Genomic DNA, 14,352 nt, shown 5'->3' with positions numbered 1-14,352 from the left:
ATCCACGGCATCAAGGAGAGGACGACGTCGACCCGGCCGAGCGTAAGGCCATTTTCCCGCCTCCGCGGCGGCCCCGACAGGGGCATGAAGAGCTAATCCGTCATGCATGTCGTCGTCACAGGCGCACTCGTTGAGAACGGCGCGGTCCTGCTAGTACACCGCAGCCCGACCCGCCGGGCATACCCAGATCTCTGGGATCTGCCCGGGGGGCATGTCGAAGCGGGTGAGTCGGAACTACAAGCCCTCGCGCGTGAGATGCGCGAGGAGCTCGGTGTTCAGATTGTGGCGGAGTCCTCTTCACGGTTGGGCGACTTGCATGCCGGCAGTGGTGAGGACGCCGTTCACGTGGGCGTCTGGCAAATTGGAGACTGGGTTGGCTCTCCGACCAACTGTGCACCTGACGAGCATGACGACATCGCATGGGTCGGGATCAGCGAGCTGGGCGGGCTTCCCCTCGTGCATGGCGTCTTGGCGGCATTGGTTCGTTCTCTGCCTGAGCCTGACCGGCTGCCTCGTCGCGACGAAGCACGGACAGCCGCATCGCCGAGCGGTCCGGAGATCCATCGCTGCTCATCGGCAGAGCCGTGAGCGCTGGCTATGTCCCGGAGGCCATGTACGCGGCGAGGATGTAGTTGGGGTGCCGGTCGAGGTTCTTGCGGGCCCGGTCGTAGCGCATGGTGGTTCGCGGGTCGGCGTGGCGAGCGGCGATCTGCACGTCGCGCAGGCTGAGGCCAGCGTCAAGCATCGTCGTCACGAACGTGTGCCGCAGCATGTGGGGATGCATCCTCGGCATCCGGATCCCTGCGGCCTGGGCCAGGTGCTTGAGCCGGCGGGTGGCGGCGTGCCGGTCCATCCGCCGACCGTGGGTGTTGCGCAGGATCGGCCCGCTGGTGCGCTCATCGACGGCCCGGTCGACGGCCCGGTCGATGGCTCGGGCGACCGCGGGTGGGAGCGGGACGAGGACGACCTTGCCTCCCTTGCCGCGCACGCGCAGGACCCGGTGGCCGTGTTCCTCGCCTAGGTCGGCAATGTTCGACCCGCAGGCTTCGAAGAACCGCAGCCCGAGCAGACCCAAGAGCGCGACCAGGGCGAAGTCGTTCAGGTTCGGGGACTTCCGGGCGGTGGTGATCAGGGCTTCGAACTGCAGGTGCCCCAGCCCGAGGGTCGGCGACTCGGCCGGCACCGTGGGCCGACGGACGTAGTCGGCCGGCGAGTGCTCCAGGATGGCGTCGATGACGCAGACCCGATAGAACCCGACCACCACCGACAGGCGCCGCGAAACCGTCGAGGGCTGGTACCGGCGGACGTCTCGCAGCCGGCGCACGTACCGCTCGATGTCCAACCGCGCCGCAGCCAGCGGGCCCAGGTCTTGGTCGGTGCACCAGCGCAGGAAAACTCGCAGGTCCGACTCGGTATGGACGCGAGTCTGTTCACGGTAGCGGCCCAGGAAGGCCGACACTGCGGCGCGCACAACGAGTTGATCGGCAGGTACGACACTGGAAGCCGAAGCAGGAGAGATAGCCATACATCACCGTGCGTGACCACCGGCGATGAACACCAGCCCACCCGGAGCGGCAGAAGCGGACACCGCCTTGCCGCAGGTTGTTCGGCAGCACGTCAGCGTTGGTGGCAGGACCGAGCCGGCCCGGCGACTCATCCGTTGACAACATCACTCGCGTTCCAATACGCTTAACAGGGTGGTTAAGTGAAGGGGGCTTCCGATGGCTGGCACCGATCAGCTCAGCGCGGTGTTCTCGGCGCTCGCCGACCCGACTCGACGGGCAATCCTCGCCGAGCTGGCCGCACGCGACGCCACGGTCACAGAGCTCACCGCTCCTCTCTCCATCTCGATGCCAGCGGTGTCACGGCACCTGAAAGTGCTCGAGCGTGCCGCGCTCATCTCGCGGTCGCGGTCGGGCAAGTGGCGCGCGAGCCACCTCGAAGCTGCCCCCCTGCGCGAAGCGGCCGACTGGATCGAGCGCTACCGGCGGTTCTGGGACTCGTCCCTCACCCGCCTCGATGCCCACCTCGCCGCGGTGCAGGCCGCCGGACCGGCAACGGACCGGATGGCCGACGACCCCAAGGAGATCGAATGAACACCGAAACTCCGCAGCTCGTCATCTCGCGCGTGTTCGACGCGCCGCGGGAGCTCGTCTACCGAGCCTTCACCGACCCCGACCACCTGGCGGCGTGGTGGGGCCCGACCGGCAACTCCCTGCCACGCGACGAGATTGAGTTCGACGTACGCCCCGGCGGCTATCAACGGTGGACGGAAGTCAATGCAGCCGACCCCGGCCTTCGCGTGCACATCCATGTCGACCTTCTAGACATCGCTGACGGCGAACTGCTCGAAGGCGTCATGCACGTCAGTGGCCGGCTGCAGGAGGGCATCGAGCCGTTCGAGACGAGGTTGCGGGTCGAGTTCCACGACGAAGCCGACGGGCGGACGCGACTGGAGATCCGCCAGTGGCTGCCCGAGCACCTGACACACCCCAGCGAGGAGGGTTGGCGCCAGGCGTTCACCAAGCTGGACGCCACGTTGACGAATCTCCAGGTCCTTGCAGCTGATCATCGAAAGGTAGGAGCATGGCCAAGCTGATCTACGTGACCAACATGTCGCTTGACGGCTACATCGAGGACGAGCGCGGCGCCTTCGACTGGTTCCCACCCGACGACGAGGTATTCGCGTTCACCACCAACCTCCTGCGATCCGTCGGCACGTTCCTCTACGGACGGCGCCTGTACGAATCGATGGCGGTCTGGGAAACCAACACCGGTCTGGCCGCCCAGTCCGAGCTCATGGCAGACTTCGCCAGCGCCTGGAAGGCGGCGAACAAAGTCGTCTACTCCACGACCCTCGCCGCGGTGTCAACCGCCGGCACCCGACTCGAACGCCAATTCGACCCCGCCGCGATACGCCAACTGAAGGCCACGGCCAGCAGCGATCTCACCGTAGGAGGTGCCAACCTCGCGACGCAGGCTTTCAAGGCCGGGCTGGTCGACGAGTGCCAGCTGTTCATCTGGCCCGTTGTCGTCGGCGGGGGCAAGCCAGGGCTGCCGACCGACATACGCGCCGACCTCGAACTCCTCGATGAGCGCCGATTCCGAAACGGCGTCGTACACCTCCGCTACCGCCCTCTCGGACAGTGAACGACAGCCCTGTCCGATCGCCGGCGCTTGCATGACAGGCGGAGCGCTGACGACCGATTCGGCCGGATGAGGTCGCCCATCACGAACTCGGGTTGCGTCAAGTCGCAGTGTGCGGAGGCGTCAACCGCCGCGTCGGGACGACGGTGGCGACAGCGAACCTCAGTCCGGGGAACGCCCCGAGAACTACCCCCTTCGTCTATCCGTCGGCGTGCCAGCGCACGCTCGTCGACCGCTCCCGACGCAACCGCTCATCGACATGACCGGACGTTTTCGCCGTCATGCCCATCGCGCGAGCGGCACTCATCCCAGGCCGAGCGACCTTTCGAGCCCGTCGAGAATGAGGTCGAGCCCGAACACGAACTCGTCGCCGAAGTCGTAGCCGGGCTGCATGTAATACGAGGTCGCCATCTCGACGAGATGCGGGTACTCTCCCGCGCCCATCAGCTCCATAATCGGTTCCGCCACTTCGCCGACGCTCTCTGGGCCCTCGAACGGGAGGGCGGCCTCTTGAAGTGCGAAGCCGTAGACATAGCTGTCGATCAGCGCGTAGGCGTGCGCCGTCATCTCGGCCGAGAACCCGGCTTCGCGCAGGGTGGCGATGACGGTGTCGTGGTGGCGCAGATTGGCAGGCCCCGGGCTGCTCCCCGACTCCAGCAGCCCGATGGCCCAGCGGTGTCGCGCTAAGACCTGGCGGGCCGAGTGAGCTCGCCTCCGCAGCTCGGACCGCCAGTCACGACCAGGAACCGGAAGGTCGATCTCGCCGAAGACGATGTCGACGAGCGCGTCCAGGATTTCGTCCTTGTTGGCGACGTGGTAGTAGACCGACATCGGCTTGACGCCGAGCTCCTTGGCGAGGGAGCGGATCGTGAGCGACCCCAAACCGCCAGAGTCGGCTACCGACAGCGCGCCCTGTAGGACGCGCTCGCGCGTCAGCCGCGCTCGCCGCTGGCCGCCCTCGCTGACTGGCTCAGACATTCATATTCCTTGTCCGTTCGTGCTATCGGCACCTTCGTACAAAGTACGTTAGCGTATTCGTACTAAGTACGGATCTCCAAGTTGACTTCCGGAGGACCGCTATGACGACCCCGACCAGGGCGACCCCGACGACGATGAGGGCGGTCATCCAGGACCGCTACGGCAGCTCGGAGGTCCTGCGGCTGGCCCGAGTCGCCCGTCCTGTGATCGCCGACCACGAGGTGCTCGTGCGGGTGCGCGCGGCCGGTCTCGACCGCGGCACGGAACACCTGATGACGGGCAAGCCCTACGTGATGCGACTCGGCTTCGGGCTTCGGCGACCAAAGAACCCGGTGTCCGGCCGTGACGTGGCCGGCACGGTAGCGAGGGTCGGCTCGTCGGTGACGCGGTTCGCAGCCGGAGACGAGGTGTACGGGATCGCTCCCGGGTCCTTCGCCGAGTACGCCGTCGCGCGGGAGGGACAAGCTCGCCCGGAAGCCGGTGAACCTGTCCTTCGCCCAGGCTGCGGTCGTTCCCGTGTCGGCCGGCACGGCGCTGCAGGCGCTCAGCGACATCGGAAGGGTGCAGGCAGGTCAGTCCGTGCTGGTTCACGGCGCGTCCGGCGGCGTCGGGACCTACGCGGTGCAGCTGGCGAAGGCATTCGGCGCCGAGGTCACCGGAGTCTGTAGCACTGCGAAGCTCGACCTGGTGACCTCCCTCGGTGCCGACCACGTCATCGACCACAGCCACGAGGACTTCGCCGACGGGACTCGCCGCTACGACCTGATCCTCGACATCGGAGGACGTCCCTCGGTGAGGCGGCTGCGGCGAGCACTCGAACCACGAGGGACGGTCGTATTCGTCGGCGGTGAGAACGGCGGCAGTCTGACCGGCATGGGCAGGCAGCTGCGCGGAGCGCTGCTCTCACTATTCCTGCGGCAGCGTCTGGCGCTGTTCATGGCAAAGGAGCGCGCCACCGACCTCGAGCGGCTCACCGAGCTGATCGAGGCTGGCAAGGTCATCCCGAGCATGGACCGCAGCTACCCGCTCGACGAGGCGCCCAACGCCATGCGGCTCCTCGAGAGGGACCAGGTCCGCGGCAAGGTCGCGATCACCGTCTGATCCCCGGACACATCACCGCCAACGCGACTTCCAACCACCCGTCCACCCGACCGCAAGGAGCAACCCGTGACCGCGACAACCAGTGGCCCGCCGTTGCCCGACCAGCACGCCGCTGTTCCACCGCCCTCCGCTGCAGGCTGCGCAAGCGACACCGGCAGGACGTACGGACGCCTGATCGGGCCACTCTTCCTGGCAGGGTTCGTCACGTATGGAGTTGGCTTCGCCCAGGTCAGCTCCGTGGTGGACACGCCCGACTTAGTCACCAGCGTCTCCGCTCACCAGGCCACCCTGGTCCTCGGCGCCTGCCTCATGCTGTTGAACACCGCCGTCGACATCGGCAAGGCCGTCTTGTTCTTCCCAATCCTGGAGAAGCACGGCAAGCGGGCCGCCCTGACCTATCTGTCCGCGATGGTCTTCGAGGTCGCCCTGCTGGCAGTCGGCGCCCTCTGTCTCCTCTCGCTCATCCCGTTGTCAGAGCAGCCCGATGCAGGGCAGGTCAGCGCAGAGCTAGCCCGGTCCCTGGGCTCGCTCGCGGTGGACTCCAACACGATGGCGTACCAGATTGGCCAGGCGGGGCTCGCGTTCGGAGCGTTCTTCCTGTGCGTCCTGCTCTACCGGACCCGCTTGGTCCCCCGGTTTCTGGCGGCGTGGGGCGTGGTCGGGTACGTGGTCCACTTCACGGGCGCCGTCGCCGAGATCTTCGGCAGCCACGTCAGCCTGGTCCTCCTCATCCCCGGCGCGCTGTTTGAGCTGACGTTCGGCGTCTGGCTTCTGGTCAAGGGCGTTCGCACCGAGCCGCATGCTCAGGGTGCGTGACGGCATGGTGCTGACCGACAAGGGTCTGATGGCCGGCAGGACGGTGCTGGTCACCGGCGCGACCCGAGGCATCGGCAAAGCGACGGCCCTGGGCCTGGCCCGTCTGGGTGCGCGCGTCGCGATCACCGGTCGCGACCGCGTGCGCACGGAGGCGGCGGCCGGTGAGGTCCGCGCAGTCGGCGGACAGGTGGACTCTTTCGTCGCTGACCTGTCCTCGCAGGCAGAGGTCCGACGGTTGGCGGACGAGGCGCTAGAGTGCCTTCCCCGGATCGATGTCCTCGTCAACAATGTCGGGGGCTACTGGAACACCCGGAGGATCACCCCCGACGGTCTCGAGCACACCTTCGCGGTAAACCACCTGGCGCCCTTTCTGCTCACCAACCTGTTGCTCGACCAGCTGAGGCGGAGCGCCCCGTCCCGCGTAGTGTCCGTCGCATCGAACGCCCAGAGACTCGGTCGCATCGACTTTGACGATCTCCAAGGTGAGCGCTCCTACTCCGGAGCACGCGCCTACAACCAGTCGAAACTCGCGAACGTCCTGTTCACCTACGAGCTCGCCCGCAGGCTCTCGGCTGGCGACGTCACTGCCAATGCTCTCCACCCTGGCCTCGTGAGCACGTCGTTCGGAGCCGAGGACCCCAGCCGATCCCAACGCCTGCTCGTCCCCTTCCTGCGCGCGTTCATGGCATCACCGGCACGAGGCGCCGCGACCTCGATCCAGCTCGCCTCCGCGCCAGCCCTCCAAGGCCGGACGGGGCTGTACCTCACGAAGGGCGGACCGCAGAGGTCGTCCAAACGCAGCTACGACGAGGCTACTGCCGCACGCCTTTGGCAGGTCAGCGCCGACCTCGTCGGCCTGCCCGCAGCGGGTTGACGACGGAGAAACGCGACCGCGTCGCTCCGAAAGCGTCGCACCCTTGCGGTGGATACAACCTCGACGTCCGATCATCGGCATGACCGCGCTCATCGCGGCAAGAGAGGGCGTATGGAGCGGTGGTTCGCCGAGCTGACCAGCCGCAAGCTGCGCAGGTCCAGCCACCGCAGCCTCGCCGATCTCGACGCTGACGTGCGGCAGTATCTGTAATGCCCCAGCGTGCGGAATTTTCAGCCGACCTCAGCCAAGCAGACCCGGATCAGGCGGGTCAGCCGTACACTACCGACAGTGAAATGGTCACGACTCTCCGTTGCGTTGGGGACTACCCTGGCGCTGACCGCGTGCGATACCGCGTCAACACCGCCCGCCCACTCCGCCACGGTTGCGGCGTCCCGGTCGCCGGCTGGAGCTGCCGAGATCACGTTGGCCTTCGCGGGCGACGTGCAATTCGCCGACCGTACAGCTCGCCTCCTTAGTAACCCGGCGACCGCGTTCGGGGCGATCTCGTCGACGCTGTCCGCCGCAGACGTCGCGATGGTCAACCTGGAGACCGCGGTCACGACGCGCGGCACCCCGGAGCCGAAACAATTTCACTTTCGGGCGCCAGTGAGCGCGTACGACGCGCTGAAGGCGGCCGGGATCGACGTGGTGACGATCGCGAACAATCACACACTGGACTACGGACGGGTCGGGCTGGCCGACACCGTGGATGCGGCCAAGGCCGCCCGGTTTCCGACCGTTGGAGCGGGCGACAACGCGGCAGCGGCGTTCGCTCCGTGGATCACCGAGATACGCGGTACGAAGATCGCGTTCCTCGGCTTCAGCCAGGTCTTCGAACTGTGGACGTCGTGGAAGGCAACCGACAACCAGGCCGGCATCGCGATGGCACGGGACCTACCACGCGCGGTCGCGGCAGTGCAGGCCGCTCGGAAGCAGGCCGACGTTGTCGTCGTCTACATGCACTGGGGCCAGGAGGGCGACTCGTGCCCGACCGCCGAGGCGCGCGCACTCGCCGGTGAGTTGGCCACGGCGGGAGCCAATATCATTGTCGGTGCCCATGCCCACCTGTTACTCGGCGACGGTCGGATCGGCAACACCTTCGTCCAATATGGACTGGGCAACTTCCTGTGGCGCAGCGACGACGCGTACAGCAACGATACCGGCGTGCTAAAGGTGGCCCTACACGGCTCGGCGGTCGAAAAGGCAGAACTGGTGCCGGCGCTGATCTCCCGACAAACCGGACAACCAGAGCTGGCCCGCGGGAAAGACGCGACCCGGATCTCCCAGAAGTACAACAACCTACGCGCCTGCGCCGGACTCGCCGCGACGGGATCTGCCTCGGCCCAACCCGGCGGATGACCCCGGTACTACCGCATCATGCTGGCGGTACTCCAGTGGAGATGCCGGGTTCTGGCGATGATCTTGTAATCGGCTTGAGCGGCCCTTGTGCAGCCAACCGGACGATCTTGAACGGCTTATGGCGGCGCGTTCGGGGCGCATGGGCTGGGCCTGCCGAATCCTTGCTCACACCCGCGGAGTTTGCCGCGCAGAACCATCGGACGCACTGCCGGTACGGGCGTCGGCAGCATGTAGACGTTTCTGCCGACGTCCTCAACTGGCGCTTTCCGCGCGATGGCCCCTTCAACCTGTCTGGCGCTGACCGAGTTGACGTGACGGAGCGTCACGTTTTGCGGAGGTAGTGCCCACTTGTTGGTAGGGCCAGTCTTGGCCGTCTGGGTGGGGCCATCTGAAGACCGTCCGAACCACATGGCGCTGTAGCGGTGGATTACAAGGTTTCCGTGACGCCTTCCGCCGCGGCTTCACCGCGCCTTCACCACCTCTCACCACCCCGCGCCGCTGACAGGCGCCCGGATGCGGCTGTCAGCGCAGCACACCGCCCGTGACCGCCCAACGTCATCGGCGGCGACAGTTCCAGACTCCCTCCCCACGGGAGGGATCCCTTCCTTCTACTCCCTGAGGAGATCCCTCATGACCAGCGAATCCTCCACTCCCGCGTCCCGTCCATCCTCGTCCCGAACTCCGTCCAGCAAATCTCAGCGACTGTCTCAGCTGCGTCGGCTGACCCTGCGCGACCGTGAGCTCCTCGCGTGGCTCGCCGAGCACTACGTGCTGTCCACCGCCCAGATCACCCAGGCGCTGTTCCCGTCGCAGCGCTCAGCCCGGCTACGCCTGGCCACCCTGCACCGCATCGACGCCGTGCACCGGTTCGTCGACGTCACCACCGGCGACAGCCAGCACCTCTACACCCTCGGCCCATTCGGCATGCTCGTGCACCCCACCACCTACACCGACCCGCAGCGGGCCGACGCCAGGCCGCCGCGCAGCAGCATCGAACGCACCGAACGCATCATCGGCAGCCCCCGCCTGCGGCACCTGCTCGGCACCAACCAGCTCTTCGTCGACCTGCACGCCTACACCCGCCCCGACCCGCACGCCCGCCTGCTGAGGTGGTGGTCCGAGCAGCACACCGCCGCCGCGTACGCCTTCGCCGAGATCTGCTACCGGGCTGGGCGCGGCTGCCGATGGTCGTCCTGGCCACCGTGGCCACCGTGATCGCGTCCCAGGCGGTGATCACCGGGGCGTTCTCGGTGTCCCGGGAGGCCATGCGGCTGGGCTTCCTGCCGCACCTGCGCATCCGGCAGACCTCCCACCGCGAGTACGGGCAGATCTATGCCCCCGGGGTCAACTGGAGCCTGTTCGCGGCGGTCCTGCTGGTGGTGTTCGCGTTCCAATCATCCACGAATCTCGCCGCCGCTTACGGGGTGGCGGTCACCGGCACATTCCTGATCACCACGACCCTGTTCCTGGTCGTCGCACACGGGTTGTGGCGCTGGTCCACTCGGCGGGTGGTGCTGTTCGGGGTCGTCTTCGGCAGCATCGAGCTGATCTTCTTCACCGCGAACCTGGCCAAGGTCAGCCACGGTGGCTGGTTGAACCTGCTCATCGCGATCATCCTGTTCACGATCCTGGTGACCTGGCGGCGCGGAGCCCAGCTGGTCACCCCGCGACGCATCGAACTGGAAGGCCCACTACGGGACTTCATCGACAAGCTGCACGCCATGAACATCCCGTGGGTGCCGGGCACCGCGGTGTTCCCCCACCCGAACAAGGAGACCACGCCGCTGGCACTGCGCGCGAACGTCGCGCACAACCACGTCCGGCACGAGCGAATCGTCCTCATCACCGGTCGCACCGCGAACGTCCCACACATCCCTTGGGATCAGCGACTGACCATCGACGATCTCGGCGACCCGAACGACGGCATCATCCACATCACTGCCGTCTTCGGGTTCCAGGACCCCACCGACTTTCCCGAGGTTCTGCGCCGCGCCGCCACCCACCCCCTCGCCGAAGGGATGGACCTCGGCCAGGTCTCCTACTTCGTCTCGAGGATCACCCTGCGTTGCACCCGTCGCCCCGGTATGGCCACCTGGCGGAAACGCCTGTTCATCGGCCTCGCCCACAACGCGGCGAGTCAAGCTGAGTTCCTTCACCTGCCCGAGGAACGCACCATCGTCCTCAGCGCTGAAGTCCCCGTCTGAATCAGGGCCGATCAGAGGCGCTCCTGCGCTGCCGCCTGGTTCGGCGCATCCTCCGTTGTGCGGGCGGTTCGGCGAGTTCGGAGCAGCTGGATGCCGATGGGCAGCACGGAGACCACCACGATCCCGATCAGGATGAACTCGATGTTGGACTTGACGAAGGCGATCTGACCCAGGAAGTAGCCCAGCACAGTGACGCCGACGCCCCAGAGCGCCCCGCCGAGGACGTTGTAGATCAAGAATTTCCGGTAGTGCATCCGACTCGCCCCGGCGATGATCGGCGTGAACGTCCGCACAATCGGCACGAGCCGGGCCAGTACCACCGATCGGGCTCCGTACCGGGCGAAGAATTGGTTGGCCCGGCGCACGTTCTCTTGCTTGAACAGACGGGAGTCGGGCCGGCGGAACAGGCTCGGACCGACCCGCTTGCCGAACAGGTAACCCACCTGATCACCCACGATCGCGGCCACCGGCACCAGCAGGCAGACCAGCCAGAGCGGCTGGTGGAGGTAGCGGCGGTCGGCGACGAGCAGCCCGGCGGTGAACAGCAGCGAGTCACCGGGGAGGAAGAACCCGATCAGCAGCCCGGACTCGGCGAAGACGATGGCGAGGATGCCGATCAGCCCGAATGTGGAGATCAACCACTCCGGGTTGAGGAAGCTGGGACTTACGGCCGGCAGGGCCAGCGGCGTCGACACGAGGGGACCTCCGAACCAGTGGGGCGGGGAGCCTGTCCGGGAAGGGCTGACGCGGGTTCGGTCAGCGGCCGCTTGAGCGATGCCCGGCCAGCGACGGTGACCACCGGTCGATCACGCTCCAGCCGGACACGACGATCAGCACGGCTGCCCACCCCGATGACCGCGCCGGCGACGATGTATGCCGGACAGTGCAGACCTGTCGACCCTCGCGAACGATGACGGTGGACACCACAGACAGCGCTACCCCCAGCGCCAGGACAGAAACACACCGACCGCGAAAGCGGCCTGATCGTCCCCCGGTTTCTGTTTCCCGGACACCTGATCTCGTGGGCGGCGACGACGCTGAAAGTCGGCGTCGACGACGAGGCAGCTTCGGCGTGAAGACAGCGCGGTGAAACACGCCTGTGCTAGCTGTGCGGCGAGGAGGTTCGGCGATTGGTGAGGGTGGCGGCGAACATGCTCATGGCGAGAAGTTGGGTCGCGCCGAGGACCGCGATCAAGGTGGGCAGTGACCGGGTGTACAGGGCACCGACCAAACCGCCGCCGGCCAGTGCGGCAACGCCCTGCACGGCGGCGAAGACGCCGTAGGCGGTGGCGCGGCGCGCCGCCGGGACGAGGTCGGCCACGAGGGCTTTGACGGTGGAGTCCTGCACGCCGACGGCGGCGCCCCAGAGCAGGGTGCCGGCCACGACCGCGCCGACGGTCCCGGACAGGGCCAGGGCGGGTACGGCGGCGCTGAGCAGGGGCACGGCGAGCAGCACCCGTCCGCCCCACCGGTCGTACAGGTAGCCGCTGGCCAGGGCGGCGACGGCCGCGGCGGCCATGGCGGCGGCGTACAGCAGGGGGATGCTGGCGAGGGGGATCAGGCCGGTGCGGTTGGCGTGGAACGAGATGATCCCGAACGTGACCAGCCCGGCGGTGGCGGCGCCGGCCGCGGCGGCGAACAGGAAAAACCGGCGGGGCAGGTCGGTGCCGAGCCAGGAACCGACCGGGCCCGGCCGGGGGCCGGCAACGGTGGCGGGAGCCGGCGGGTCGGTGTCGTATCCGGCGGGTCGGGTACGCGCAGACGGGTCCAGAGCAGCAGGCCCACGGCCATGGCGCCGGGGACAGCGAGGGCCGCCATCGCCGGCCAGATCAGCCCGGTGGCGGCGACAAGCCCCGCGACCAGCAGGGGGCCGGCGAACGCGCCCACCTGGTCGAGGGCCTTGTGCACGGCGAATCCGCGGCCGCGTCCGACGGCGCCGGCGGCCTGGGCGAGCAGCGCTGTCTTGGCCGGGCTACGGACCGCCTTCCCGGCGCGCTCGGTGAGGATCAGGCCGCAGGCCAGCGCCAGGCCGGCGCCGCCGAGGAAGGGGGCCACGGCCAGGAGGGGGACGCAGATCGCGGTGAGGGTGTAGCCGGCCAGGGTCAGCGACCAGTACCGGCCGGTGCGGTCCGCGAGAGGGCCGAAGGCCAGGCGCAGCAGCAGCGACATGGCCTCCCCGGCGCCGGCGACCAGACCGACGACCATCGCCGACGCGCCGAGAGCACCCAGGAGCGGTCCGGTGATGGACCGCGCGCCTTCGTAAACCATGTCGGCGGCGAGGCTGACCACGCCGAAGCTGACCACCACTCGCCACGCCGACCAGTCCGGCGGCGTCCTGATGGCGTCTTCGCCGATGGGGTCGGCCAGGCCGGTAGGGACGCTAGGCACGTTCACTCCTCGAGTCGGCCGTTGACGGCAGCAGCAGGGTGATCGTGGTGCCGGTGGTCGGGTGGTCGCAGGGCAGGTCGAATCGGCTGTCCGTGCGGTGGTGTACCCCGGCGGAGCAGATCCGCAGCTCGCCATGGTGCGCGCGGACGATGGCCTCGACGAGGGACAGGCCCAGGCCGGTGCCGGGTGTGGTGCGGGCGGTGTCGGCGCGGCAGAACCGTTCGGCGGCGTGCGGCAGGAACTGTGGGCTCATGCCGGGCCCGTCGTCGTGGACGGTGACCCTGATCAGTCCGTCGACGAGGCCGGCGGCGACGGTGATGGGTGGAGCGCCGTACCGGACGGCGTTGTCGAGCAGGTTCGTGACGACCCGCCCGAGGCCGGTGGCGTCTCCCCGGACGGTCAGGCCGACCGCGACCGTGGCGTGCACGGCTTCCCCGGTCGTGGCCCGGTACCGGCCGACGAGGCCGGTCAGCAGTTCGCTGAGGTCCACCTCGGGGGCGGTGTCGCCGTGGACGGGTTGCACGCCGACGTCGAGCAGGGTGTCGGCCAGCGAGATCAGGTGGGCGGTGTCGGCGGCGGCGCTGCGCAGGGTCTGTTCGAGTTCGGTGGCGCTGCGGGGTCGGCGCAGGGCCAGTTCCAACTCGGTGGACAGCAGGGTCAGCGGGGTGCGCAGTTCGTGGCTGGCGTCGTTGATGAACCGCCGCTCCCGGTCCAACGCCGACTCCAGCGCCGCGAGCATGTCGTTGAGGGTGCGCCCGAGGCGGGTCACCTCGTCGTCGGACCGCTCGGGTACGGCCAGCCGGACATCGGTGGCGCCGGCGGCGATGCGGGCGGCTTCGCTGCGGTACCGCTCGACGGGGGCGAGGGCGGCGCGGGCGAGGCGGTAGCCGACCAGGGAGGCGATGGCGAGGGCGGCGAGGTTGGCGAGGGTGAGTTGGCCGATGAGTTCCCGCAGTGCCTCGTCGCGTTGGTCGCGGCGGACTGCGGCGACGGTGACCGCGGGTTGCCCGGCCGCCGGGGTGGCGCCGGGGCGCACGGGTACCGCGGACAGGCGCAGGGGGCGGGTGCTGATCGGCAGCAGGGTGCCGCGGTCGGCCCGGACCGGATGCCGCAGGGCCCGCTGGAGCTGCTCGGGGGTGAGCAGGGATCCGGCGGGCAGGCCGGAGCTGGCGGACAGGACATGGTTTCCGGCGTCGAGGATCTGGTAGTACTCCCCCGGCCCGGCCCGTCCAGCGGCGGGTAGCGGGCCGCGGGCGCGGACGAGGTCGGTCAGCTGCGCCGACTGGGCGGCGAGGTCCTGGTCGAGGCGCAGGTCGAGGGCGTATTGGACGCGGAGGTAGACGAACGCGCCGGCACCAGAGAGGACCAGCAGCATCGCGGCGGCGAAGCCGGCGATCAGCCGGATCCGCAGTGGCAGGCGCCCCAACACCGCCCGGTCGCCACCGCCCGATGCGGTACGGGCACGGCGGCGGAGAGGCAGACCTG

The 14,352-nt window shown here is 68.3% G+C and carries 13 protein-coding genes and 2 pseudogenes; 10 read left to right on the top strand and 5 right to left on the bottom strand.

Translation table 11 applies throughout. From position 1 onward, the window contains the following. The first annotated feature begins 102 nt into the window (after positions 1-102). The gene (locus JNW87_RS10290) at positions 103-588 is read left to right on the top strand and encodes an NUDIX domain-containing protein (protein WP_238453566.1); all 486 of its coding nucleotides are present in this window, start codon (positions 103-105) and stop codon (positions 586-588) included. Positions 589-595: 7 nt separating this feature from the next. Here JNW87_RS10290 and JNW87_RS10285 read toward each other — a convergent pair whose 3' ends face one another. Next, positions 596-1,471 (bottom strand): tyrosine-type recombinase/integrase, encoded by an 876-nt coding sequence (locus tag JNW87_RS10285; protein WP_238453565.1) that lies wholly within the window; start codon positions 1,469-1,471, stop codon positions 596-598. A 250-nt stretch (positions 1,472-1,721) separates the two neighbouring features. Here JNW87_RS10285 and JNW87_RS10280 point away from each other — a divergent pair, with 250 nt between their 5' ends. Genes JNW87_RS10280 through JNW87_RS10270 form a run of 3 tightly spaced genes read left to right on the top strand, consistent with a single transcriptional unit; the run spans position 1,722 to position 3,150 of the window. Next, positions 1,722-2,096 carry a helix-turn-helix transcriptional regulator gene (locus tag JNW87_RS10280; protein WP_238453564.1) on the top strand — a complete coding sequence of 125 codons (375 nt, stop codon included), beginning with the start codon at positions 1,722-1,724 and terminating at the stop codon, positions 2,094-2,096. Beyond that, a complete protein-coding gene (locus tag JNW87_RS10275) occupies positions 2,093-2,599 on the top strand; it encodes an SRPBCC domain-containing protein (protein WP_109802139.1) in 507 nt (168 codons plus the stop codon). Before JNW87_RS10280 ends, JNW87_RS10275 begins: the two co-directional genes overlap by 4 nt. Further along, on the top strand, positions 2,587-3,150 hold the full coding sequence (locus JNW87_RS10270) for a dihydrofolate reductase family protein (protein WP_238453563.1): 564 nt from the start codon (positions 2,587-2,589) through the stop codon (positions 3,148-3,150). The genes JNW87_RS10275 and JNW87_RS10270 overlap by 13 nt, the downstream gene beginning before the upstream one ends. A gap of 300 nt (positions 3,151-3,450) precedes the next feature. On the opposite strand, the gene JNW87_RS10265 is transcribed toward JNW87_RS10270, so the two are convergent. Next, positions 3,451-4,125: a TetR/AcrR family transcriptional regulator gene (locus tag JNW87_RS10265; RefSeq protein ID WP_109802137.1), complete on the bottom strand. Its 675-nt coding sequence runs from the start codon at positions 4,123-4,125 to the stop codon at positions 3,451-3,453. A 134-nt stretch (positions 4,126-4,259) separates the two neighbouring features. Between JNW87_RS10265 and JNW87_RS10260 the strand changes: the two are divergent. The 6 genes and pseudogenes from JNW87_RS10260 to JNW87_RS10235 all read left to right on the top strand — a co-directional run bounded on the left by JNW87_RS10260 (position 4,260) and on the right by JNW87_RS10235 (position 10,479). Beyond that, positions 4,260-5,226, top strand: a pseudogene (locus JNW87_RS10260) (NAD(P)-dependent alcohol dehydrogenase). A gap of 66 nt (positions 5,227-5,292) precedes the next feature. Continuing rightward, complete coding sequence (locus tag JNW87_RS10255; RefSeq protein ID WP_109802136.1) at positions 5,293-6,042, top strand: DUF4386 domain-containing protein; 750 nt, start codon at positions 5,293-5,295, stop codon at positions 6,040-6,042. Positions 6,043-6,046: 4 nt separating this feature from the next. Continuing rightward, the gene (locus tag JNW87_RS10250; protein ID WP_146231085.1) at positions 6,047-6,916 is read left to right on the top strand and encodes an SDR family oxidoreductase; all 870 of its coding nucleotides are present in this window, start codon (positions 6,047-6,049) and stop codon (positions 6,914-6,916) included. Between the two features lie 423 nt (positions 6,917-7,339). Further along, positions 7,340-8,275, top strand: coding sequence for a CapA family protein (locus JNW87_RS10245; protein ID WP_238453562.1), 936 nt, complete (start codon positions 7,340-7,342; stop codon positions 8,273-8,275). Between the two features lie 630 nt (positions 8,276-8,905). Beyond that, positions 8,906-9,490 carry a replication-relaxation family protein gene (locus tag JNW87_RS10240; RefSeq protein WP_109802134.1) on the top strand — a complete coding sequence of 195 codons (585 nt, stop codon included), beginning with the start codon at positions 8,906-8,908 and terminating at the stop codon, positions 9,488-9,490. After that, complete coding sequence (locus JNW87_RS10235; protein ID WP_236647925.1) at positions 9,487-10,479, top strand: KUP/HAK/KT family potassium transporter; 993 nt, start codon at positions 9,487-9,489, stop codon at positions 10,477-10,479. Before JNW87_RS10240 ends, JNW87_RS10235 begins: the two co-directional genes overlap by 4 nt. A gap of 11 nt (positions 10,480-10,490) precedes the next feature. Here JNW87_RS10235 and JNW87_RS10230 read toward each other — a convergent pair whose 3' ends face one another. The 3 genes and pseudogenes from JNW87_RS10230 to JNW87_RS10220 form a co-directional block, all read right to left on the bottom strand. Beyond that, positions 10,491-11,174 (bottom strand): DedA family protein, encoded by a 684-nt coding sequence (locus JNW87_RS10230; protein ID WP_109802132.1) that lies wholly within the window; start codon positions 11,172-11,174, stop codon positions 10,491-10,493. A 407-nt stretch (positions 11,175-11,581) separates the two neighbouring features. Beyond that, positions 11,582-12,783, bottom strand: a pseudogene (locus JNW87_RS10225) (MFS transporter). Positions 12,784-12,859: 76 nt separating this feature from the next. Next, positions 12,860-14,296, bottom strand: coding sequence for an ATP-binding protein (locus JNW87_RS10220; protein WP_238453561.1), 1,437 nt, complete (start codon positions 14,294-14,296; stop codon positions 12,860-12,862). Between the last annotated feature and the right edge of the window lie 56 nt (positions 14,297-14,352).

The organism is Micromonospora sp. ATA51 (assembly GCF_016802855.1).
Taxonomy (GTDB): Bacteria; Actinomycetota; Actinomycetes; order Mycobacteriales; family Micromonosporaceae; genus Micromonospora; species Micromonospora sicca.
This window is presented reverse-complemented; position numbering and strand designations above follow the sequence as displayed.

Bases quoted from the DNA above. Each gene is read 5' to 3' on its own strand.
- JNW87_RS10265 (WP_109802137.1), bottom strand. From the start codon at position 4,125: ATGTCTGAGCCAGTCAGCGAGGGCGGCCAGCGGCGAGCGCGGCTGACG.
- JNW87_RS10270 (WP_238453563.1), top strand. From the start codon at position 2,587: ATGGCCAAGCTGATCTACGTGACCAACATGTCGCTTGACGGCTACATC.
- JNW87_RS10240 (WP_109802134.1), top strand. From the start codon at position 8,906: ATGACCAGCGAATCCTCCACTCCCGCGTCCCGTCCATCCTCGTCCCGA.
- JNW87_RS10250 (WP_146231085.1), top strand. From the start codon at position 6,047: ATGGTGCTGACCGACAAGGGTCTGATGGCCGGCAGGACGGTGCTGGTC.
- JNW87_RS10275 (WP_109802139.1), top strand. From the start codon at position 2,093: ATGAACACCGAAACTCCGCAGCTCGTCATCTCGCGCGTGTTCGACGCG.
- JNW87_RS10280 (WP_238453564.1), top strand. From the start codon at position 1,722: ATGGCTGGCACCGATCAGCTCAGCGCGGTGTTCTCGGCGCTCGCCGAC.
- JNW87_RS10290 (WP_238453566.1), top strand. From the start codon at position 103: ATGCATGTCGTCGTCACAGGCGCACTCGTTGAGAACGGCGCGGTCCTG.